At 60.8% G+C, this 21,313-nt stretch carries 19 protein-coding genes and 1 tRNA gene; 14 read left to right on the forward strand and 6 right to left on the reverse strand.

Features of this window, described 5'->3' with window-relative positions; translation table 11 throughout:
• Window positions 1–9 precede the first annotated feature (9 nt).
• The 4 genes from HMPREF3153_RS01805 (at window position 10) to yedF (ending at window position 3,995) form a co-directional block, all read left to right on the forward strand.
• On the forward strand, window positions 10–1,068 hold the full coding sequence (locus tag HMPREF3153_RS01805; protein ID WP_005531846.1) for a 4Fe-4S dicluster domain-containing protein: 1,059 nt from the start codon (window positions 10–12) through the stop codon (window positions 1,066–1,068).
• On the forward strand, window positions 1,065–2,183 hold the full coding sequence (nrfD, locus tag HMPREF3153_RS01810; RefSeq protein ID WP_070419863.1) for an NrfD/PsrC family molybdoenzyme membrane anchor subunit: 1,119 nt from the start codon (window positions 1,065–1,067) through the stop codon (window positions 2,181–2,183). The genes HMPREF3153_RS01805 and nrfD overlap by 4 nt, the downstream gene beginning before the upstream one ends.
• 183 nt (window positions 2,184–2,366) lie before the next feature.
• Window positions 2,367–3,623, forward strand: a complete 1,257-nt coding sequence (gene yedE / locus HMPREF3153_RS01815) for a selenium metabolism membrane protein YedE/FdhT (protein ID WP_083280921.1) — start codon at window positions 2,367–2,369, stop codon at window positions 3,621–3,623.
• Between the two features lie 66 nt (window positions 3,624–3,689).
• On the forward strand, window positions 3,690–3,995 hold the full coding sequence (yedF, locus tag HMPREF3153_RS01820) for a sulfurtransferase-like selenium metabolism protein YedF (protein ID WP_070419864.1): 306 nt from the start codon (window positions 3,690–3,692) through the stop codon (window positions 3,993–3,995).
• A gap of 33 nt (window positions 3,996–4,028) precedes the next feature.
• Here the strand turns inward: yedF and selD are convergent, their stop codons facing one another.
• On the reverse strand, window positions 4,029–5,027 hold the full coding sequence (gene selD / locus HMPREF3153_RS01825) for a selenide, water dikinase SelD (RefSeq protein WP_049062647.1): 999 nt from the start codon (window positions 5,025–5,027) through the stop codon (window positions 4,029–4,031).
• 189 nt (window positions 5,028–5,216) lie between these two features.
• Here selD and HMPREF3153_RS01830 point away from each other — a divergent pair.
• The 3 genes from HMPREF3153_RS01830 to selB all read left to right on the forward strand — a co-directional run bounded on the left by HMPREF3153_RS01830 (window position 5,217) and on the right by selB (window position 8,577).
• Window positions 5,217–5,311 (forward strand) — tRNA-Sec (locus tag HMPREF3153_RS01830).
• 92 nt (window positions 5,312–5,403) lie between these two features.
• On the forward strand, window positions 5,404–6,792 hold the full coding sequence (selA, locus tag HMPREF3153_RS01835) for an L-seryl-tRNA(Sec) selenium transferase (RefSeq protein WP_070419865.1): 1,389 nt from the start codon (window positions 5,404–5,406) through the stop codon (window positions 6,790–6,792).
• Window positions 6,793–8,577: a selenocysteine-specific translation elongation factor gene (gene selB / locus HMPREF3153_RS01840; RefSeq protein ID WP_070419866.1), complete on the forward strand. Its 1,785-nt coding sequence runs from the start codon at window positions 6,793–6,795 to the stop codon at window positions 8,575–8,577. It abuts the gene before it with no gap.
• Window positions 8,578–8,633: 56 nt separating this feature from the next.
• On the opposite strand, the gene HMPREF3153_RS01845 is transcribed toward selB, so the two are convergent.
• Window positions 8,634–10,046 carry a hypothetical protein gene (locus HMPREF3153_RS01845; protein ID WP_141740893.1) on the reverse strand — a complete coding sequence of 471 codons (1,413 nt, stop codon included), beginning with the start codon at window positions 10,044–10,046 and terminating at the stop codon, window positions 8,634–8,636.
• Window positions 10,047–10,090: 44 nt separating this feature from the next.
• Window positions 10,091–11,197, reverse strand: a complete 1,107-nt coding sequence (locus tag HMPREF3153_RS01850; protein WP_246817146.1) for a hypothetical protein — start codon at window positions 11,195–11,197, stop codon at window positions 10,091–10,093.
• Between the two features lie 101 nt (window positions 11,198–11,298).
• Here HMPREF3153_RS01850 and zupT point away from each other — a divergent pair, with 101 nt between their 5' ends.
• Window positions 11,299–12,099 carry a zinc transporter ZupT gene (gene zupT / locus HMPREF3153_RS01855; protein WP_049160684.1) on the forward strand — a complete coding sequence of 267 codons (801 nt, stop codon included), beginning with the start codon at window positions 11,299–11,301 and terminating at the stop codon, window positions 12,097–12,099.
• Between the two features lie 25 nt (window positions 12,100–12,124).
• On the opposite strand, the gene HMPREF3153_RS01860 is transcribed toward zupT, so the two are convergent.
• The 3 genes from HMPREF3153_RS01860 to HMPREF3153_RS01870 are packed head-to-tail and all read right to left on the reverse strand — an operon-like array spanning window position 12,125 to window position 14,512.
• Window positions 12,125–13,054 carry a DUF808 domain-containing protein gene (locus tag HMPREF3153_RS01860; RefSeq protein ID WP_070419868.1) on the reverse strand — a complete coding sequence of 310 codons (930 nt, stop codon included), beginning with the start codon at window positions 13,052–13,054 and terminating at the stop codon, window positions 12,125–12,127.
• Window positions 13,055–13,109: 55 nt separating this feature from the next.
• Window positions 13,110–13,646, reverse strand: coding sequence for a ribonuclease FAU-1 family protein (locus tag HMPREF3153_RS01865; protein WP_005531866.1), 537 nt, complete (start codon window positions 13,644–13,646; stop codon window positions 13,110–13,112).
• The gene (locus HMPREF3153_RS01870; protein ID WP_141740895.1) at window positions 13,646–14,512 is read right to left on the reverse strand and encodes an Rv1157c family protein; all 867 of its coding nucleotides are present in this window, start codon (window positions 14,510–14,512) and stop codon (window positions 13,646–13,648) included. Before HMPREF3153_RS01870 ends, HMPREF3153_RS01865 begins: the two co-directional genes overlap by 1 nt.
• A 210-nt stretch (window positions 14,513–14,722) precedes the next feature.
• Between HMPREF3153_RS01870 and typA the strand changes: the two genes are divergently transcribed.
• From typA to dapC, 6 genes are all read left to right on the forward strand, one after another.
• The gene (gene typA / locus HMPREF3153_RS01875) at window positions 14,723–16,633 is read left to right on the forward strand and encodes a translational GTPase TypA (protein ID WP_005531868.1); all 1,911 of its coding nucleotides are present in this window, start codon (window positions 14,723–14,725) and stop codon (window positions 16,631–16,633) included.
• Window positions 16,634–16,889: 256 nt separating this feature from the next.
• Window positions 16,890–18,467, forward strand: a complete 1,578-nt coding sequence (locus HMPREF3153_RS01880; protein WP_246817147.1) for an ABC transporter family substrate-binding protein — start codon at window positions 16,890–16,892, stop codon at window positions 18,465–18,467.
• On the forward strand, window positions 18,457–19,326 hold the full coding sequence (locus HMPREF3153_RS01885; protein WP_070419869.1) for a PIG-L family deacetylase: 870 nt from the start codon (window positions 18,457–18,459) through the stop codon (window positions 19,324–19,326). Before HMPREF3153_RS01880 ends, HMPREF3153_RS01885 begins: the two co-directional genes overlap by 11 nt.
• Window positions 19,323–19,703, forward strand: coding sequence for a hypothetical protein (locus tag HMPREF3153_RS01890; RefSeq protein ID WP_046645482.1), 381 nt, complete (start codon window positions 19,323–19,325; stop codon window positions 19,701–19,703). The genes HMPREF3153_RS01885 and HMPREF3153_RS01890 overlap by 4 nt, the downstream gene beginning before the upstream one ends.
• Window positions 19,704–19,753: 50 nt before the next feature.
• Window positions 19,754–20,077 (forward strand): ferredoxin, encoded by a 324-nt coding sequence (gene fdxA, locus HMPREF3153_RS01895; RefSeq protein ID WP_005531876.1) that lies wholly within the window; start codon window positions 19,754–19,756, stop codon window positions 20,075–20,077.
• Window positions 20,078–20,180: 103 nt separating this feature from the next.
• Complete coding sequence (gene dapC, locus HMPREF3153_RS01900; RefSeq protein ID WP_046645483.1) at window positions 20,181–21,278, forward strand: succinyldiaminopimelate transaminase; 1,098 nt, start codon at window positions 20,181–20,183, stop codon at window positions 21,276–21,278.
• Window positions 21,279–21,313 lie beyond the last annotated feature (35 nt).

The raw sequence follows: 21,313 nt of genomic DNA on the forward strand, positions 1-21,313 counted from the left end.
GTAGAGCTCATGGCTAATTTGCTTACTGAAAAAGCCGATCAGCACGGCTACGAGTCCTACAACCGCATGGCTTTCTTTACGGACACCTCGATCTGTATTGGCTGCAAGGCCTGCGAGGTGGCTTGTAAGGAATGGAACCGCAACCCGGTTGAGGGCTATGCGGTCACCGGTGACTCTTATGACAACACCGGTTCGCTGGGCGCGAATACATGGCGTCACGTGGCCTTTATCGAGCAGGACAATGATCGCATTGAAAAGGCGCGCGAGGAAGGCCGCCAGCTGGTCTCTCTCGGCATGCCGGGGGTTGGCACCCAGCCCGCCGCGGTGGATACCACTCCGCCGGATACCGGCGATTTTCGCTGGCTGATGTCCTCCGACGTGTGCAAGCACTGCACCAACGCCGGTTGCTTGGACGTGTGCCCAACGGGCGCGCTGTTCCGCTCTGAGTTCGGCACCGTGGTTGTCCAGGATGACGTCTGCAATGGCTGCGGCACCTGCGTTGCCGGCTGTCCTTTCGGTGTTATCGAGCGCCGCGACGACGGTGGCGTGACACTGAAGACCGATAAGACCGCCACCGTGGACTACCAGCACGATGATCACGCGGGCATCAACGTCTTCAAGAAGCTCGCGCAGCTCAAGCCGCAAGGCGAGGACCACACGCCGGGCGAGAAGATGCCGATTAAGAATCTCGGCGTCGCTCAGAAGTGCACCATGTGTTACGACCGCCTTAAGATCGGCGAGCAGCCAGCCTGCGCCAAGACATGTCCGACTGACTCTATTCAGTTCGGCCCGTACGAGGAGATGCTGGCCGCAGCCGAGGCGCGCGTCAAAGTTCTGCACGAGCAGGGCCTGACCGAGGCACGTCTGTACGGCGCCAACCGCGAGGACGGCGTCGGTGGCACCGGCTCTATCTTCCTTATCCTGGATTCGCCGGAGGTCTACGGCTTGCCGCCAGACCCACGTGTGCCCACTGCGGACCTGCCGCAGATGTACAAGACCGCAGCTAAAGCTATCGGCGGCATGGCCTTGGCCGTTGCCGGTGCGTTCGTGATGGGAGGCCGCAAGTGAGCGAATTCGACGAATACCGCCCGCCGCAAGAAGAGCGTGCGAACCGCTACCGCAAGTTTGATGGCACCAAGCCGAAGAAGAAGCGTAAGCGTCCTGGCGCCGGTGCGCAGGACGGTTCCAAGGAAGAGCGCATGGCGGAGGACTTCGAGTTTTCCTCCTACTACGGCAAACCCGTGGTCAAGGCTCCGCCATGGGAGTGGCCGATTGGCGCTTACCTGTTCCTAGGCGGCCTTTCCGGCGGCTCCGCTTTGCTGGCCGCCGGTGCATCTGCCACGAAGAATGAGCCTTTGGCGTGCAGCACCCGCATTGCTGCATTCAGCGCCGCCGCTGGTGGCTCAGTATTCTTGGTCCTTGACCTTGGCCGCCCTGAGCGCTTGCTCAACATGTTCCGCGTATTCAAGGTGACCTCGCCGATGAGCGTGGGTTCGTGGATTCTGGGCTCCTTCGCCACTGCTGCGTCGTTGCCTGCATTGTATGAAGCCGACAAACTCACTAAGCAGAAGCTGCCGTTGCCGCGCTTTGCCCGCAAAGCACTGGGCGCTGCGGCTGGTCCTGCTGGTGTTGTTGCCGGTGTGCTGGGCGGTCCTTTGGCGGGCTATACCGCAGTGCTTTTGGGCAACACCTCGAACCCGACGTGGAACGACACCAAGAAGCACTTGGCCTATGTCTTTGTTTCCTCGGCGTCGGCGGCCGCGTCTGGCTGCGCCATGGTGTTCACCCCAGTCGAGCATGCCGGCCCAGCCCGTGCCTTGGGCATGGCCGCCGCTGCTAGTGACTTGGCCGCGACCAAGATCATGGAAGAGAACATGGAACCAGAGACCGTGGCTCCTTTGCACAAGGGCAAGCCAGGCAAGCTCATGAAAGCCAGCGAGTACCTCATCGCCGCTGGTGGCGTGGGCACCGCCGTGGCAGCGGCCACGAAGTCCCGGACCCTCTCCGTGCTCTCGGGCCTTTCGCTCATGGCGGGTTCCGCCTGCACCCGTTTCGGCGTGCTCAACGCGGGGATCGAGGCGGTCAAGGATCCTGCGACCACCATCGAACCACAAAAGCGTCGCGCCGCGCGCAAGCGTGCGCAAGAAGGCCTGGCCCACTCGGTGGTCACCTCCAAGCACTAAGCCGCGCATGCTTCTCGCGCTTTTGCGCGAAAACCCTCAAGCCCGCGCTTGCCAGAACCCGAAGTTCTATCAAGCGCGGGCTTTTCTCGTGGACCCTAATGTTTCTCAATCGGTGGGCTCCGCCTAATCTCTTTCTAGACGTAAAGCACACGCCGCGACTTGGATTGTGAAAGAAGAAAAAGGATGTCTACCCCTTCTCGTAGTTTGCGCTCGTATGACAAGAAGTCTTATGACGCTTTTTATCGCACCCGCGTGGGACTCGCCCCAGGACCAGTCTTTGCCGTGTTGGGCATCCTGTCTGGTTTGTACTTCCTCATCACCGGGACTGTTTGGGCAGTCACCGGCGAGTTCACGCGCCTTGGCGGCCACGTAGTGGAGGCCTTCGGCGCTGATATTAAGGGCTGGAAATACTATGCAGAAGTAACCAAAATGCAGGGCAATCCGCTTGAGCGCACTGACGGCTGGATTGTCATTGCGATGCTGATTGGTTCACTCATCGCGGCCTTGGCAGCAGGGGATTTCCGGTGGCGCATTCCGCCGCTCAAGCGCCGGTGGGCACAAGCCTTGGTGGGCGGCATCGTTGCCGGATTTGGCGCGCGCTTGGCCTACGGTTGCAACCTCGCGGCGATGTTCACGGGCATTCCACAGTTCTCGTTGCACGCGTGGATTTTCACCGTGATGACTGCGGTAGGTACCTGGGTCGGGGTGCAGGTGATCAAGCAACACTGGTGGCGTGGTCCCACGCACCCGCGCCCGGCCCAGGCTAAGGACGCCGGTGACGCTGGTGCTTTAAGACGCCGCCGTATCCGCCACCTCGTCATTGCCATCGGGATGTGCGCGGTGATGGCCGTGGTCACCATCGTCTACTTCATGACGGGCAAGAACATGTTGGCTGCAGCCGTGGTCTTTGGCTTGGCTTTCGGAATCCTCATCCAGCGCGGTCAGATCTGCTTTACTGCGGCCTTCCGCGACTTGTGGGTGACCAAGAAGACCAAGCTCGCGGACTCGCTGATTATTGGCTTGGCCGCGGCCGTCATCGTGACCTTCTTTGTTTTGCTGGGAACCGGAATGGAGCCGCTGACGAAGCCGGCAGGATGGGGAACCGTGATCGGCGGCTTCCTCTTCGGGCTGGGCATCATCATGGCTGGCGCTTGCGAGACCGGCATGATGTACCGCGCAATGGAGGGCCAGCTGGTTGCGTGGGTTGCCTTTGCCGGAAACGTCATCGGCGCAACGGTACTGGCTTATGGCTGGGATCATTGGGGCGTTTACGACACCTTGGTGGCAAACTCCTGGAAGCTCAACTTCTATGAGTCCTTTGGCCCATGGCCCGCACTTGCACTGACCTTGGCTCTGCTCGTGGGGTGGTGGCTACTTCAAGCACCTCGCCGTGGCGACCGTCGTGCGCGTCTAGAATCCCAGTACAGCCGTAGCGCGTAAAGAAAACGTAGCGCGTAAAGAAAACACCGCAAAACTGAGCTCTGTTAACAAATTTAAGGACCTAGTGTGACCACACCTGATTTTGAAATCGACTTGTGCGGCGAGTCGTGCCCGTACCCGGTCATTCACACATTGGCGGCATTGCATGGCCTCAAGCCGGGACAGACCCTGGAAGTAACCACTGATTGCCCGCAGGCCTATCGCAACGTGCCGGATGACGCCACAGCAGCGGGCCACGAGCTCATCGGTGAGCCCACCCGCGAGGGCGCGCGCATGACGTTTGTGTTCCGACGCGGCGAGAAGATCCTCGGCACGCACCCCACCGCGGAAAAGTCCGGGTGGGTATCACGCCTGTTTAAGAAGAAGGCCTAGACGGTCCAGCAGGCCACGGCCGAAACCGCAGTCTTACTTGATGGTGATGAAGGCGCTGTCCTCAGAACCATCGTGAGCCACGGTGCGTCCGATGACCGGGTAGCCAGGGACCTCACCGATGAGCAGCAGACCGCCGGAAGTCTGTGCATCAGCGAGGAAGACCAGCTCTTCTTCGCTCAGGCCAGCCTCGTTGGTTATATGCGGGTGGACCCAGTCTAGGTTGCGGCGGGAGCCACCGGGGATGAAGCCCTCGGCCAGCGCTTCCTTGGCACCCTCGACGGCCGGCACAGCGCTGAAGTCGAGCTCAGCAGCGACCCCGGAGGCACGCATCATCTTGTAGAGGTGACCCAACAAGCCAAAGCCCGTGACGTCGGTAGCCGCCGAAATGCCAGCCTCCACAGCTGCGCGGGAAGCGTCCCTGTTGAGTGCTGTCATCGAATCGACGGCAGCCTGGGAAACCTCACCCGTGGCCTTGTGCTTGTTGTTGAGGATGCCCACTCCAATGGGCTTGGTCAGCGTAATCGGCAGACCCGCCTCAGCGGAGTCGTTACGCATGAGTTTCTCCGGCGCCACGATGCCGGTCGCTGCCATGCCGTAGATTGGCTCAGGCGAGGTAATAGAGTGGCCGCCGGTAACCGAAATGCCGGCCTGCGTTGCCACATCCATGCCGCCGCGCAGCACTTCGCGGAGGATATCTAGGGGCAGGACCTCACGCGGCCATCCCACCAGGTTGATGGCGGTTACTGGGGTGCCGCCCATGGCATAGACGTCGGAAAGCGCATTAGCGGCAGCTACTCGGCCCCAGTCATAAGGGTCGTTGAGCATCGGCGTAAAAAAGTCGGCCGTGGAAATAACAGCGAGACCGTCTTGAATCTTGACTGCGGCGGCATCGTCGCCGTCGTCCAAGCCGACGAGCACGTTGGGATCGGCCTTGCCAATGAGGCCCTCAACTGCCGATTCCAGCTCGCCGGGAGGGATCTTGCAGGCGCATCCGCCACCTGCTGCGAATGAGGTTAACAAGATGTCAGTCATGCAACTGAGTCTACAACCCCAGCGAATGCCCTACCCATCGTCTAAAAGCAGCAGCGAAGGCGCGCGGTAACGGAACTTAAGCCCAGCAGGCCACATCGCTGGGCACCTCACCTAGAGATTGACGTGTTTGTGCGTTCAAAGTGAAGCATGGCACCAAGGGAAGGGCTCCTACGTGTAAGCTTTCGCAACGGAGGCGTACGTGTCCTGGTGGGCGCCCCGGTCTTCAAAACCGGTGAGGCCGAGCATCTCGGTCTGGCAGGTTCGATTCCTGTCCGTCTCCGCCAAAACCTCTCGAGCTGGCGCCCGCCATGTCGCGCCCGTTTATCTTGCGATTGTGGCTTCTCTGGCTTCGATAGCTTTAAATCAAGGAGCGATTGTGACAGGCCACAGTGATTCGCGGCAGCAAGATGAGCGCCGCAACATCCCGCGTACCGACGAACTTCTCCGCCTTCCAGAGACTAAAGCTGCGAGGCTTAGGCTTGCGGAACATGCGCTAAAAGCACTAATTAAAGGCGTGGTTGGCCGCGCTCAGCGTGCTGAGATCGCCCCGCAGGATGTGCGCGCAGAGGTAGCACGCGTACTCGCTTCGGCCCGCCCGTATAGCCTGCGTCCAGTGCTCAACGCCACGGGGGTCATCGTCCATACCAATCTTGGGCGTGCATCGCTGCCAGAGGTTGCTAAAGCAGCGCTTTGCGACGCCGCTTCTTACACAGACGTCGAGATGGATCTGCCCGCTGGAGTGCGTTCCAAAAACCGTGGCCGCGGCGCAATCTCTGCACTGCTTGCCGCATGCCCAGGCGCCGAAGATGCCCTCGTGGTTAACAATGGTGCATCCGCATTGCTGCTGGCCACGGCAGCACTTGCGCCGCAACAAGAGGTTATCATCTCCCGCGGCGAGCTCATCGAGATTGGGGCTGGATTCCGTCTGCCAGAGCTTATTGAATCCTCGGGTACCCGACTCAAGGAAATCGGCGCCACGAACCGTACCCACCTCAGCGACTACGAATCCGCGTTGAGCACCCACACCGGCGCAATCCTGAAGGTGCATCCCTCCAACTTCCGCATCGAAGGCTTCACCACCTCCGTGGACGTGCCGCAGCTGCAGCAGCTTCTAAAACGGCACAACAAACAGCTAGGTGCGTCCGGCGAGCGTGTACATCTCATCGTGGACCTAGGCTCGGGGCTGCTTGTACCAGACCCGGCTCTGCCCGAAGAACCAGATCTGCAGGCGCAGCTGGCGTCTGGTGCCGACGTGGTTATTGCCTCTGGGGACAAGTTGCTCGGCGGCCCACAAGCCGGAATCATCTTGGGCACCAAGGAAGCGCTGTCCAAGATTAAGAAGCATCCGCTGGCCCGCGCGGTGCGCATCGACAAGCTGCGCCTGAATGCACTCGAGGCGGCGATTAATGCGCCATCGAATGCGGTCCAAGAAAGCTTGCACATCGATCTAGCGGAATACGAAAGACGGACCCAAGACATTGCCGCCGCAGTAGGTGGGCAGGTCACAACTCACGCTGGACGTGTGGGCGGCGGCGGTGCGCCCGAGTACCCTCTCGAAGGCTTCGCTGTGTCTTTGCCGGAGCAGTTCGCGCAGCACCTGCGTACAGGTGAACCAGCAGTCCTGCCACGCGTACATCAGGGGCAGTGCCTTGTCGACGTGCGCTGTATCCCGCCAGCGCAGGATGCTCAGCTCATCGATGCCATCCTCGCCGCACAACAGGCACTTGCCGCACAACAGGCACTCGAGGTACAAGGGGAGAAGTAGATGTTCGTCGTCGCAACGGCAGGCCACGTTGACCATGGTAAATCCACCCTGGCCAGGGCACTTACCGGCATGGAACCTGATCGTTGGGAAGAGGAAAAGCGCCGCGGCCTCACCATCGATCTGGGCTTTGTGTGGACGCGTCTGCCCTCCGGCGCAGATGTCGCTTTCGTGGACGTGCCGGGGCACGAACGTTTTCTTGGAAACATGTTGGCTGGCATCGGCCCCGCGCCCGTGGTGCTCTTCGTGGTTGCAGCAGATGAGGGCTGGCAGGCCCAGTCCACCGATCACCGCGATGCGATTGCAGCTCTTGGCATCAGCCACGGCTTGGTGGCCTTGACGCGTGCCGATCGCGCCGACACGGCGCGCCGCTTGGAGGTCGAGGCGGACGTGCGCCGCCAGCTGCACGGCACCGCGCTTGCCGACGCCCCCATTCTCACCGTTTCCGCCAAGACCGGCGAGGGCATCGATGAGCTGCGTGCCGCGCTTGATGAGATTCTCGCTGCCGCACCGAGCCCCGACCCCGAACAACGTATGCGACTGTGGGTCGATCGCTCATTTAGCGTTAAGGGCTCCGGAACCGTAGTTACCGGCACGCTCGCGGCTGGCACCTTGAGAGTTGGTGACAGCCTCGAGTTGCTCAACGCGTCTGGCACGGCGCCCGTTGAGGTCCGTGGTCTCCACAGCGAGAACACCGCAGTGGAGGCTGCCACACCCGTGACACGCGTGGCGGTCAATCTTCGTGGAATCGACGCCGCGGCGATTAGCCGAGGAGATGCCTTGCTCAGCCCCGGCACGTGGCGACAGGCAGAGCTCTTCGACGTTCGGCGCACCTCCGGCGATGCCCTTGACGCAATCGCGCAGGATTTGGTGGCTCACACTGGTACCGCTGGCGTCGAGGCGCACGTTCGCCCGCTTAGCGCCGACTTCGCACGCATCCGCCTGAGCCAGCCGCTCGCGCTAGAACTTGGCGACCGCTTTGTGCTGCGAGGCCCCGGCGCACGCCACGTGCTCGCCGGCGTCGAGGTCGTGGACCTGAACCCACCGCAGCTGCGGCGCCGTGGCGCGGCAGCGCGCTGGGCCGAGCAGCTCGCCGGGCAACAAGATTACAAGAGCCCCGCCTTGACCCTGCAACAACGCGGCTACGCCCTCATCGAAGACTTGCGCCGCGATGGCTACACCGTGGACGCCCCGCCCGCCGGTGTCATCGCGTTTAGTAAGTGGTGGATTACCGCAGCACAAGTGGGGCAGTGGAAGCAGCAATTGAGCGGCGCCGTAGCCGATCACGCCGCCGCGAACCCCCTCGCGGTGGGCCTGCCTCGCGGCGCGGCACGCGACGCCTTGGGCCTTAGCGAAGATGCATTGCTCAACCTTGCGGTGGCGGCAGCCAAGTTGGAGTCCGTCGAGGGCGCAATCCGGGTGCCTGGTGCTGTGGCGTCGCTTGGCGCTGCGGAGGAGGGCGTCGCCAAGCTAGAACAGCGGCTCCACAAGGAACCCTTCGCCGCACCAGAAGCTGCGGATCTTAAGGATCTGCGTCTGGGGAACAAGGAGCTCGCCGCAGCCGAGCGTGCCGGGCGAATCCTGCGCCTGAAGGACGGCGTCGTGTTGTTGCCCTCGGCCGTGGCTGAGGCGCGCACGCGATTGCAAGGCATCGACCAGCCTTTCAGTACGTCCCAGGCGCGACAGGCGCTGGGGACTACCCGCCGCGTGGCCATCCCGCTGCTGGAATACCTGGACGAAAAGGGCGTTACCCGCCGCTTGGACGGGGCTCAGCGCGAACTGCGCTAGGCGGCGGCCTGTCTGAGCCCTACTGCGGCTGGCTTTAGCCTTAAACCTAGCTGGGCCTAGTCAAAATAGGCGTGGATGCCGGTGGCCGGAATCGTGCCACCAGACTCACCAAAGTTGGCAAAAAGCGTTGAGCCGGAATAGAACAAGTTTTGGGTATCGAAAAGCGGCACGACCTTGGGCTGCTTTTCCTCAATCTCCAGCGTTTCCAGATTGACCTTGTAGCGTTCGGTGGACTCCTGTGTTTGGCCAGTGGCCAGGTAGAGTGACGCACCATCCGAAATCGCGGAGATACCCTTTTCCTTGTAATCCTCGGTTTCAAAGATCTTGGTCATGTCTTCGTTCGAGACTACCTTGATCATTTCCCCAGATGCGAGGTCGATCACGCGGATTCCCTCGTCTTTATCCAACAGAGTGAGCTTGTTGCGCACCACAGTGCCGGTAGGGCTCGTGACCTTGGCGGGGTCATCGGGGTTGGCGGTGGGGAAGGCGTCGCCAAGCATGCGCGCGCCATGAGCCTCATCATAAACAAAGGTGGGGCGTGCCGCGTTATCCGAGATGCCGACCACAAAGTCGTTGTTGTGGAGGAACGTGTAGCCCTTTGTCTCCTGTGGCAGTTCCCCGTCGATGAATCCAGGAGCATTGGCGTCGACCAGTACCTTTTCCTCACCGCTCAGCGCATCGATGAGCTGGAGCTGGTCGCCTTCCTCGCCCGTCCGCTGAACTAGATATACGTATGTCTCACCCAGTGGAAACTCCTCTAAGCGGTGCTGCTCACCGCTAGCTTTAGGCTGCTCAAGTATCTTGGTTGTGGCGTCAGCCAGGGAGAGCGCGAAGATGCGCGGGGCCGCGGATTTTGCAACATCGGACTGGGAAAACACCAGTTCTTCGCCAACCTGCGAGACAGCAAAATCGGACAGCTTTGTGCCTGTAAATTCTTGGGGCAAATCGAAAGGCTGCGTGACCAGTGGCGTGCCATTGTGGCCGTCGAAGATGTAGAGCATCGGCCCAGTGACGTCATTGCCGTTGGACGCATAAGGAACGGTGGCCACGGTCGCAAAGACGTTTTTGCCCTCAAACTTGATGGGCGCGCACATACCGTCCCACGAAGAAAGGTCGGCCTTGTCGAGACCGTAGTCGACCTCAATTTCGTGGTCCTCCAGCGTCTGGGAATCCGCAATGGCCTGGAAGGTATCTCCTTTGAAATCGGGGCACTTTTCTAAGGCACCAGAAGCCAACGGGGCGCCATGTGCGGTGGGCAGGCCGTACTTGTCGGTGCCCAGGCCCTTAGCCACCTCGGAAGACACAAGATCGCTCATCGCACGGGTGATGGGTTCCCTCGGCTTCTTTTGATGCAAACCCTGAATGATTCGGGAGTTGGCAGATTCACTTTCGCCGCAGGCAGAAAGCAGTAGGCTGCTGGCCACAACGACGGCGCTCAGGCGTACCAAGCGGCGATGAGAAGAAAGCATGAAGGACCTTTCGTATCGGTTTAAAGTGCGGCGACCTAAGCGGGTTATTTGCGGTGGTTGCCACCGCGGCGGTGGGCGGCGTCGCGCTGGGAGCGGCGGGCCCTTACGCGGGCCGATTCGGAGGAGAAGCGGCCCGGTGCCGCAGCTGTGGGTAAATCGCGCCACGCTAGCGTTTGCTGGCCTGGCATGTGACTGACAAGGTCTGCTAGCTCTGCGTGCGCTTGACTTGGAGCAGCGGACTCCGGCTGGGCGGCAGGCTCTGGCTGGGTTGCCACGGGTTCTGGCTGTGCAGTAACGGGCTCCGGCTGCGTAGCAGTGGGGCTTGCGATGTGACGCATGCCGTGCGGCAAGTCAGCGCTGAAGTCTGCGGCGTCGAGGCCGGTCTCCCATGCCATGAAGGTGGTCGGCTCTACGGTGGCGGGTGGAATTGCTGGGCGGGATGGTGGAATGCCTAGTGCCGGGACGCTGGCCGCGAAGAACTCAGTGGCGTCGGGGGAGGGAACGTCGACAGCAAGGCGCCGATCCGCGCTAAAAGCGCGGGCCGCAACCGCGGTGCCCTGGCCAGCTGCGCGCTCCAGAATGGCGTTGAGGTGCGGCTGCTGGCCAGCTGCGGCCACACCGCCCAGGACCGTGCCAGGAGTCGCAGCCACGATGTCGCCCTCCACATCATGCAGCGTGACAAACAGCTGTTGCGTGCCCATCTGGTCCAGCTGGGCGTCATTAAGCTGGCCTGAAGCCGTATCAACGAGCAGTCCCAAGCCCCCGCAGAGAAGCACCGAACCGGCTGGCTGGTCATTGTTAGGAATCATCCATGGCGCCAGCCCCAAGCTCACAGCGACGTCCACGCAGCCTTCCGCAGGGAGGATCTCAACCGTGGCCCGAGTAGATAGCTGCAGCCCTGAGGCACGCACGCGGTCCAGGGCGGGGTAGTCGGCGGCCTCTTGTGCATCGAGGTATCCCAGGATGCCAAAGTCGCTGCGCACGCGCCAACCACCGGTAAAGGCGTCGGCCTCCAAAGTCACGTCGAGCGCGAGCGGCGCTTCACTTAGCGTGGGCAGGGAGAGCGCGGTGGACAGCACTACGTTGTCGAGCACCGCAATGTGTTCGACACCAAAGTAGCTTTCCGCCAGCGGATACAAGTTCCCGTTCAACGGTGCCTCCCATGTTGTCCTGCACTAAGGATTGTATGTATCTCTAGCCTACGCACTTCGCAGTCGAGCAAGCACAGGCTGGGGTTCTATAGTCAGAGATGATGTACTCGCTGTCCACCTTAGCCATGGCTTTTGGCCTCACGCTTTTCGCCGGCTTGTCGACGTCCATCGGTGCCGACATCGCAGTCAGCAAACGCAACCCTGGTCCGGCCTTCATGGCGGCGGCACTTGGCCTTTCTGCAGGTGTGATGCTCTATGTATCGTTCATGGAGATCCTCCCCACCGGTCTTGACCAGCTCACCGAGGCCTATGGCAGCGAGAAGACCGGCACCTGGGCGTTGGTATTGGCCTTCTTCGCGGGCATTGCGGTTATTGCGATTATTGACCGTCTGGTGCCGGAGGAGATTAATCCGCACGAGCCCGCGACTACTGAGGAGGCGGCGCGCCGCAAGCGCTTGATGAAGACTGGCGTGTTCACCGCGTGTGCGTTGGCGTTCCATAACTTTCCGGAGGGCTTCGCCACATTCCTCGCGGGACTAGAGGATCCGCGAATTGCGATCCCGGTTGCGGTGGCTATCGCAATTCACAACATTCCCGAAGGCATCGCCGTCGCCGTGCCCCTGCGCGAGGCAACTAGTTCGCGCGCCAAGGCCTTTTGGTGGGCCACCTTTTCTGGTCTGGCAGAGCCAGTGGGTGCGGTAGTTGGTTTCCTCCTGCTGCTGCCTCTGATGGGGCCGGCCACGATGGGCTTTAGCTTCGCTGCCATCGCCGGCATCATGGTCTTTATTTCCTTGGACGAGCTGCTGCCCACGGCAGAGGAAACAGGGGAGCACCACTACGCCATTTACGGGCTCATCGCCGGAATGGCGATCATGGCGCTTTCCCTGTTGATGTTCTTATAAGGCGCGCCGCCTGTGTTGGCGCTGCTTAGGCGTGGGCGTCCTTGCCCGCGGACTTCTTCACGGCCATGATCACCGTGACGATGACAGCGCCGAGCAGGAAGCCGAAGATCATGGAGAGGACGGTGTCCGCGGTCCAGGCGAGTGCGCCGTTGGAGATGGACTCGGTCAGGTGGTGAATGAAGCCATAAGGCTGCTCAGCACCGAACTCGTGGATTCCCTTGATGACGATGTGGCCGCCCACCCAGAGCATCGCGGCGGTGCCAATGACAGAGATGATATTCAAAACAATCGGCATGCCCTTGACTAGGAGGTTGCCCAGAGCGGACTTCCCGTTGTGGCGCTCCAGGAGCTTAATACCCAAATCATCCATTTTGACCAGCAAGCCCACGGCGCCGTACACAGCCAAAGTGATGGCGATGGCCACGACCACAAGCGTGCCCAAACGCAGCCAGAAGGGCTCGTTGATGACCTCGTTGAGGGAGATCACCATGATCTCCGCAGACAGGATGAGGTCGGTGGTGATGGCGGCCTTCACTAGTTTGTTCTCGGCGTCGGGGTCCTTTTCCTTGGGTTCCGCGTCTTCTTTGTTCTCCTCGTGCGGCATGAAGTGGTGGAAAATCTTCTCCGCGCCCTCGAAACACAGGTAAGTGCCGCCGCACATGAGGATTGGAGTCAATGCCCATGGCGCAATCCAGGAAAGCAACAAGGCGATGGGCAAAATGATGACAATCTTGTTGATCAGGGAGCCCTTGGTGATGCGCCAAATCATTGGCAGCTCGCGGGCAGGGGTGACTCCCGCGACGTATTGGGGGGTTACTGCGGCGTCGTCCACGACCACGCCCGCCGCCTTTACGGAGGTCTTACCGGCAAGAGCTGCTACGTCGTCAACGCTGGAAGCAGCGGAGCGGGCGATAAGTGCGACGTCGTCAAGCAGTGCAAAAAGTCCACCAGCCATAGGTGTTATGCATCCTTCATTTGGAGAGTAATTAATCTCTCCATACTCTACGCACCTATTCAGCCGGAGTCAGGCTGACAGATTCAGCCCAGGAAAGTTCGATGCCCAGCGTGCGCAACCAAGCCATTGCATCATCGCCGTAACGAGTGATGCCCTCGACTGCAGTGAGGGTGCGTTCCATGGCGCGCTCGGCCTCCTCCGCGGAGATGAGACCTGCGGAGGTGGCGGCGGCCAGCTCGTCGATGTCGAGGACGTCGATGGGCTCGCCGGTGTTAGAAACCAAGTCGACGTACAGATCACGCGTGGTCCACACACCATCGGTGTTATCGATGTCAGCGACATCGAAGTAGAAGTCTTGGCGCGCGTCCACACCCTCGCGGAAGTGGAAGATGTTTGCCCGCAAACCCAGTTTCGGAAGCAGCCATGACTCGAGGTAGCCGAAGCGCGGGTGATTGGCGCCGCGGGCCATGTAGAGGCCGAAGTCGGTCTCACGGTAGGTGTCTACCTCGCGGAGGAATCCTTTGGGGTCAACGTTGACGTTGCTTACCGTATTAAAGGTTTCTTGCTTGACTGGGTGCAGGTCTGCGCTCATTAATTCACCTCTAGGAAGGCTGCGGTGGGCGGGAAGCTACACGTAGATTCTTGAGTGTTGACGGAGCCGGACAAAAGGGCCACGACTGTGCCCTTGCCAGTAACCGCGCGGCCCGAAACCGTGGTGGGGCCATCTTGGTTGATCCCGTTATTGAACAGTGGAGTGATGCCAGACTGGAAAGTGTCCAGGTTGAACCACCGTACGTTCATGTTTCCCTGCTCCTTGGCGGCAGGCGAGGTGCCCATTGCGGTGAAGAGGAAGACTGCTTCGCCCTCGCCGGCGCCAGGCGCAGGCATCTGGGTGGGGCCGGGGACCGCGATGGCGGAACCCACAGAGTTGGCTTGGCCGCCGATGCACTGTGCGGAGACAGTAGGCCAGTAGAACTGGCGGAAGGCGGGGCCTTGGCCCTCGGGCATTGCTACGCCGGCATCGCCTCCCTCACCCATGGAAAAGGCGAGGCCGGAGAGGATGGCGCTGCGCAGCTCCTGGGGCATCCAGGGTTGTGCGGCGAATTCGCGGATGCGGTTCTGGGTGTCTTCTTTCGGGCGGCCGAGCTCATCCAAAGGGGAGAGTGCAGCGGCCTGGGCCTCCAGTGAGGATAGGTCCGGCGCGTCTGCTTGTGCGGGGGCGACAAGTGGTGCGGCTAGACCGATGAGCGCCGTGGTGGCGGCAGCAATAACTCCGGAGCCCGCGCGGAGGCGGGTTCCGTGGTTGCGCTGAGCGCGGTTGGTGGTGCTCGGAGTGCTCACTGTTATCAGAATCCTTGTGTTGGGTGCAGTAGGGATTGCGGGCTTCGGCCCGGCGAGGTGCTTGGAAACAACACGCATCACAGAAGTCACAATAGTATCTGCAGTAACAATATTCACTTTTTCCTTGCGGTCAAGACCTAAACCTGACTGCTACGTCATATTTCGTTCGCGTATATCGTTTCGTTACAAAACCCTGGAACTTGTGTTTCTACAGCTCTTCATGCGCTTCAATGCTGCAAATTAGAGGGTGTCAGAGTATATTTAGACCCCGTTCAAAAATCTTCGCGCTTTCGCGCTCCCATTTTGCTTTTAAGGAGCACCCCACCAGTGACTAACACCGAGTTCCGTAACGTCGCCATCGTCGCCCACGTTGACCACGGTAAGACCACCCTCGTCAACGGGATGCTGGAGCAGTCCGGCGCATTCGGCGACCACGGCGAGCACACGGACCGCGTCATGGACTCCAATGACCAGGAGCGCGAGCGCGGCATTACCATTCTGGCGAAGAACACCGCCATCCACCGCAAGGGCCTTGGCAAGGACGGCGGAGACCTCATCATCAACGTCATCGACACCCCGGGCCACGCAGACTTCGGCGGCGAGGTTGAGCGCGGTATCTCCATGGTCGACGGCGTTGTGCTGCTTGTCGACGCCTCCGAGGGTCCGCTCCCACAGACCCGCTTCGTCTTGACCAAGGCGCTGGAAGCCAAGCTGCCGGTCATCATCTGCGTGAACAAGACCGACCGCCCGGACGCTCGTATCGACGAGGTCGTCAGCGAGTCTCACGACCTCCTGCTCGAGATCGCTTCCGGCCTTGAGGACGAAGAGGCAGCAGCTGCTGCTGAGACTCTGCTGGACCTGCCGGTTCTTTACGCTTCCGGCCGTGAGGGCAAGGCTTCTACCGAGAACCCAGGCGACGGCAACGTTCCTGCGGCTGAGGACCTGCAGGCGCTCTTCGACGTTATCTACGACGTCCTTCCGGAGCCTTCCGCTTCCGTCGACGGCCCGCTGCAGGCACACGTTGCCAACCTTGACTCCTCCGACTTCTTGGGCCGTATTGCTTTGCTGCGTATCTACTCCGGCAAGATCAAGAAGGGCCAGCAGGTCGCTTGGATTTCTTGGGACGACGAGGGCAACCAAGTTACCAAGAACGTCAAGGTCGCTGAGCTGCTGCGTACCGTTGGTTTCGAGCGTCAGCCGGACATCGAGGCAATTGCAGGCGACATCATCGCTATCTCCGGTATCCCAGATATCATGATTGGCGACACCATCGCTGATGTTGACAACCCCGTCGCACTGCCGCAGATTCACGTCGACGAGCCAGCAATCTCCATGACCATCGGCGTTAACACCTCTCCAATGGCAGGCCAGGGCGGCGGAGACAAGCTCACCGCACGTATGGTCAAGGCTCGCTTGGACCAGGAGCTCATCGGTAACGTGTCTATCCGCGTTCTGCCGACCGAGCGACCTGACGCTTGGGAGGTGCAGGGACGCGGCGAGATGGCTCTGTCTGTTCTGATCGAGAACATGCGCCGCGAGGGCTTTGAGCTCACCGTGGGCAAGCCGCAGGTCGTTACCCAGGTTGTTGATGGAAAGACGATGGAGCCTTACGAGATGCTCACCATCGACTCCCCGTCTGAGCACCAGGGTGCAATCACCCAGCTGCTCGCTGCTCGCAAGGGGCAAATGCAGTCCATGGACGTCCGCGAGGGTGACTGGGTTCGTATGGTCTTCCGTATCCCAGCACGTGGCCTTATCGGCTTCCGCACCCAGTTCCTGACCGAGACTCGCGGTGCAGGTATCGCGAACTCTATCGGTGACGGCCTAGATGTTTGGGCTGGTGAGATCAAGTCCCGCGCTACCGGCTCCCTGGTTGCTGACCGCTCCGGACAGATCACCGCATACGCTCTGCAGCAGCTGGCCGACCGCGGCGACTTCTTCGTCGAGCCAGGTATGGAGGCTTACGAGGGCATGGTCGTGGGCGCCAACAACCGTGATGAGGATATGGACATCAACATCACCAAGGAAAAGAAGCTCACCAACATGCGTTCCGCTACTGCAGATGCAACTGTGACCTTGGCGAAGGCTCGTACCCTTTCTCTGGATGAGGCCCTCGAGTTCTGTGGCACCGACGAGTGCGTCGAGGTTGCCCCTAACGTCATGCGTGTGCGCAAGGTCGAGCTGTCGGCTACCGACCGTAAGCGTGCGGCTTCTCGTGCAAAGCAGCTCAACAAGTAAGAGCTAGCAAGGCGCGGTCCCTTGAAAGGGGGGCCGCGTTTTGGTGTTTTCCGGGTCGGCGGACGCAGCTTTAGTGCACAGTGCGAAAAGGATGCTCCCAAATTGTGAACTCGAAGCATCTAAGGTCCTGAAATTGACCAAACAGGCCCGCAAAGATGGTTCGAAGGCAGCACATGCCCAATAGCACGCCAATCACTTACTGAGCATTGACACCGACTAGAGTAGTGCTAGTTCAACCAAGAAAGGCAGGCCTCCCGTGCAGAAGCTGAGCGCAGCGACTTTGATCGCATCCATGTGCGTCTTGACCTCCTGCATGGCCAACCCGGGCCCTCCACCGGTGGAGGAAAAACCCGCAGCCGCGAGCACGGAGACGGAAACGCCGACTCCTGTTGAGGAGGAAGAGAGCACCGAGCGCGAGACCGTCGCCATCGGCGTGGACCCACTCAGCAGCGGCCTCAACCCGCACCTTGTGGCAAATAATAATGAGTTAGTCAGCCAAATCGCCGAGCTCGTGCTACCTTCTGCCTTCCACGGCGAGCACATGGACACCGACGTCCTCGCCAGCGCCGAAGAGGTCCAGCCACCCGAGGGAGTGGCACAGCGAGTGGTCTATAAAATCGCCTCGCCCGCCCAATGGTCGGATGGCACGCCCATCAGCGGGAGCGATTTCCACTACCTGTGGACGCAGATGACCTCCACCGCAGGCGTCAGCGATGCCGCAGCCTACTACGCCATCAAAGAGGTCAATACTTCCTCGGCCGGCCGCGTGGTGACGGTGGATTTCAGCGAGCGAGTAGCCGATTGGCACAGCCTGTTCGCTCACTTGCTGCCCTCCCATCTTTTGCAGGACGCCGAATTTACTCGAGCGCTCGCAGACGGAATCCCGGCATCCGCTGGGCGTTATTCCGTCGCAGGCGTCGACCGCGGCAGGGGAGTCATTACCCTCAACCGTAACGATCGCTTTTGGGGAGCTGACCCTGCGCTTGTCGACGTCGTTCAGCTGCGCACCGTCCGCAACACCGGCCAGGCCGTCAATATGCTGCGCTCCGGTCAGGTGGGATTTGTCGATTTCACCCCAGAACAAACCTCCCTGGAGAACCTCAGCCTGCTCAGCAACGTCAATGCCGGAACCGTAACCCGCGGCAGGCAGCTGCGCCTGCACCTGTCCGCGCGACAGTCTGCATTACCGGACGAGCGCCAGCGACGCGCCCTAGCCTCGCTCATCGAAACCGACCAAGTAGCCCGCCTGGCCGCCGGCCGCGCTTCGGAGCTGCGCCCTGGCCAAAACCCTGTCAGCGGGGATGTGGAGCTCGCACCGCTGCGCGAGCGCGCCGGACGCAAGCCTTTGCGCATCGCCGCGGACCCCACCAACTCGGAGGCTATGGCCGCTGCACGCACCATCGTGGACGTCCTCGAAGCTCAGGCGATTGGCGCAGAGGTCGTATCCGAGCGCACCCAAACCATCACCGGCACGCTGCTGCCTCGCGGTGAGGTCGACGCCTTGGTCTCCTGGGAGTCTCTCGCCGTCAAGCCCGCAACAATGGCTAGCCACTTCTTATGCGAAGAGGAAGGATTGGTATCCAGCGATTTTTCTGGATTCTGCCCCGAGAACTCCGAGGCAACCGTCAGCGAGATTCTCTCTGGTCGCATCTCCCCGGAGGAAGGTCTGGAGCGAGTCCGTAAGCTGAACGCTGAGCAGGTGCTTTATGTCCCGTTGATGGACGAGGTGCGTATTCACGCGTTGGGCAGGGGTATCGTAGGGCCCGGCCAAAGCATCGAGGATTGGGATGCAGGGCTAGTTACAGCACCGACGTGGAGGAAAGATGAACAATAAGGATTTGCAGGGCTACCGTGTGGTAGCTGTGCACGCGCATCCAGATGACGAGGTGCTGTTTACTGGCGGAACGCTGGCGGATATGGCTGCCCGCGGCGCCGATGTCACGGTGATTACCGCGACCCTCGGTGAGGAGGGCGAGGTTATCGGCGCTCCTTACCAAGGCCTATGCGAGTCCGACCAACTCGGTGGCTTCCGCGCTCGCGAGCTTTCCGACGCCCTGCGCATCCTCGGCGTGCAGGGAATCCAGCTCGGCGGCTTTGGCTGCTTCCGCGATTCCGGCATGGAGGGCTCGCCGGCCCACGACAATCCCCGCGCGTTGGTCAACCGCGTGGATGAAGCAGGGGTGCTTCTCAAGGAACACTTCGCTCAGATTCAGCCACACATCGTTTTGACTTACGGCCCGGACGGCGGTTACGGTCACCCGGACCACATCGCCGTGCACAAGGCAGTTCACGCTGCGGCGGATCCGCGCCAGCGCATTTGGTGGGCCATCTTTGAGCGCAGCGCCCACTACGCCGCGCTCGAGCAGGTGGTCGCGCCGCAGGGCTGGGCCAAGCCAGACCAGGCGTACCTCGACAACTTCACCAACGAGTCACATGCGGTAGAGCATGCGCTTTCCGACGCCGCCCTCGCCGCCAAGCGCGCCGCCATGGTTGCCCATGCCACGCAGATTTGGGTGGCTGACGCAACAGTTACGGAGACGAATCCCGAGGCAGCCGTTGCGGGGATCGTTGACCCTGAGGTGGCTGTTGGTGCTTATGGTTTGTCGAATCTGCTGGTGATGCCGTTGCTGCGCGCCGAGCACTACCAGTTGGGTCAAGGCGAGCCAGCCATCAGCTTGCTGGAGGGGCTGTGATTTTAAACCAGTTCACGCGGGGCGAGCAGGTTACCGGCTTGGTGTGGTTGGCAGTCGGTGCATTGACCTCTTTGGTCTTGGAGGTTGTCTACCTCACGGCGCGCCTTCCACTGCCCGACGGCGCAAGTGTGGCGTTTCCCATCACTATTGTTGTGGCCTGGTGGTTCAATGGAGTGCTCACGCGCACAGCGCGGCTGTGGAGTGATAATGCCTACATTGGTCTTGTGCCTTTGGCTGCTTGGTTACTTGGCTACTTAGCATTCGCGCTGGGTGCGGCGGTAACTGGGGATATGTGGCTGGCAAATAATATTCTTTCGCTTCTGCTGCTGATGGCTGGAATCGGTGGCGGAATTTTCCCATTTTTCAAACAGAAGTGACATACTGTTAAACATCCCAAAACCCGTGAAAACAGGAGTTTTAGCACCTCATGACTTACACAATCGCGCAGCCGTGCGTCGATGTGATGGACCGCGCTTGCGTTGAAGAGTGCCCAGTCGATTGCATCTACGAAGGCAAGCGCTCCCTGTACATCCATCCTGACGAGTGCGTGGACTGCGGCGCTTGTGAACCTGCTTGCCCGGTCGAGGCCATTTTCTACGAGGATGATGTTCCGGACGAGTGGATCGATTACAACGACGCAAACGCTGCGTTCTTCGATGACCTGGGCTCTCCAGGCGGAGCAGCCGCGCTCGGACCGCAGGACTTCGACGCCCCGATGATTGCTGCGCTTCCGCCGCAAAATCAGGATTAATTTTAAATTCCCGGCCCATTCATGCACTGGCGTGAACAAGGCCGGGGTTAATTGTTTGTTAGCCGCATATTCATAGCCACAACGCACAAGGAGTTTTAGACTCATGGCTCGCCAACCGCTCGGAAACACACTGCCTGACTTCCCGTGGAATTCTCTTGCAGACGCGAAGAAGAAGGCACAAGCGCATCCGGACGGAATCGTTGATCTGTCTGTGGGCAACCCTGTGGACCCGGTTGCTCCGGGCGTCCAGCTGGCGCTGGCTTCAAATGCGGAGGCTCCTGGATACCCGACCACTGCAGGTACGGCCGCTCTGCAGGACGCGATTCGCGGCAATGTGCATCGCCGCACCAATGTGGAGCCAGAGGCTATCGGTGTGCTTCCTGTCATTGGTCTGAAGGAAGCCATCGCTTGGCTGCCGACGTTGCTCGGCATGCGCGGTGAACGGGTGATTATTCCGTCTGTTGCGTACCCGACCTACGAGGTTGGCGCACTCATCGCCGGGGCGACTCCTGAGCGGAATGACGACCCAGCCGCGTTCGGCGATGCTGCGATGGCATTTGTGAATTCTCCCTCCAACCCCACGGGCAACGTCTTGAGCGTGGAGGAGCTGCGCGACGTGGTGGCTTGGGCACGTGAGAACGACGCTATTGTGGCCTCCGACGAGTGCTACTTGGCGCTGGCCTGGGACGATGACAAGAAGCCGGTCTCCATTTTGGATCCACGCGTAAACGACGGTGACACCACGGGTTTGATTGCTATGCACTCGTTGTCGAAGTCCCACAACTTGGCGTCTTACCGCACCGGTTTCTTCGCTGGCGATCCGAAGCTCATCGCGGAGCTGCTGGAGCTGCGCAAGCACGCCGGTCTCATCGTGCCGGGCCCGATACAGGCGGCGATGGTTGAAGCTCTCAACGACGACGACTCCGAGAGCTTGCAGGTTCGTCGCTATGCTGCCCGCCGTGCGAAGCTGCTGCGTGCCCTAACGGAGGCAGGCTTTCGCATTGAGCATTCTGAGGCCTCGATGTATCTGTGGGCTACCCGCGATGAAGACTGTCGCACGACGGTGGACTGGCTGGCTGAACGCGGTATTTTGGTCGCCCCTGGTGACTTCTACGGCCCAACGGGGCAGAAGTTCGTGCGCATCGGCTTGAACAGCACTGACGAGCGTATCGGCGCCGCTGTTGCCCGCCTCGCGCAGTAAATAGGTCGAGGGCCTGCCCATGGCTTTTCGACCGC

Origin of the sequence: Corynebacterium sp. HMSC06C06 (genome assembly GCF_001807295.1) — a bacterium.
Classification (GTDB): Bacteria; Actinomycetota; Actinomycetes; order Mycobacteriales; family Mycobacteriaceae; genus Corynebacterium; species Corynebacterium striatum.

What these genes read in the sequence shown, in the direction of transcription:
- HMPREF3153_RS01805 (WP_005531846.1), top strand. Translation starts at nt 10, where the DNA reads ATGGCTAATTTGCTTACTGAAAAAGCCGATCAGCACGGCTACGAGTCC.
- yedE (WP_083280921.1), top strand. Translation starts at nt 2,367, where the DNA reads ATGTCTACCCCTTCTCGTAGTTTGCGCTCGTATGACAAGAAGTCTTAT.
- selD (WP_049062647.1), bottom strand. Translation starts at nt 5,027, where the DNA reads ATGACTGACATCTTGTTAACCTCATTCGCAGCAGGTGGCGGATGCGCC.
- selB (WP_070419866.1), top strand. Translation starts at nt 6,793, where the DNA reads ATGTTCGTCGTCGCAACGGCAGGCCACGTTGACCATGGTAAATCCACC.
- HMPREF3153_RS01845 (WP_141740893.1), bottom strand. Translation starts at nt 10,046, where the DNA reads ATGCTTTCTTCTCATCGCCGCTTGGTACGCCTGAGCGCCGTCGTTGTG.
- zupT (WP_049160684.1), top strand. Translation starts at nt 11,299, where the DNA reads ATGTACTCGCTGTCCACCTTAGCCATGGCTTTTGGCCTCACGCTTTTC.
- HMPREF3153_RS01860 (WP_070419868.1), bottom strand. Translation starts at nt 13,054, where the DNA reads ATGGCTGGTGGACTTTTTGCACTGCTTGACGACGTCGCACTTATCGCC.
- HMPREF3153_RS01865 (WP_005531866.1), bottom strand. Translation starts at nt 13,646, where the DNA reads ATGAGCGCAGACCTGCACCCAGTCAAGCAAGAAACCTTTAATACGGTA.
- HMPREF3153_RS01885 (WP_070419869.1), top strand. Translation starts at nt 18,457, where the DNA reads ATGAACAATAAGGATTTGCAGGGCTACCGTGTGGTAGCTGTGCACGCG.
- fdxA (WP_005531876.1), top strand. Translation starts at nt 19,754, where the DNA reads ATGACTTACACAATCGCGCAGCCGTGCGTCGATGTGATGGACCGCGCT.
- dapC (WP_046645483.1), top strand. Translation starts at nt 20,181, where the DNA reads ATGGCTCGCCAACCGCTCGGAAACACACTGCCTGACTTCCCGTGGAAT.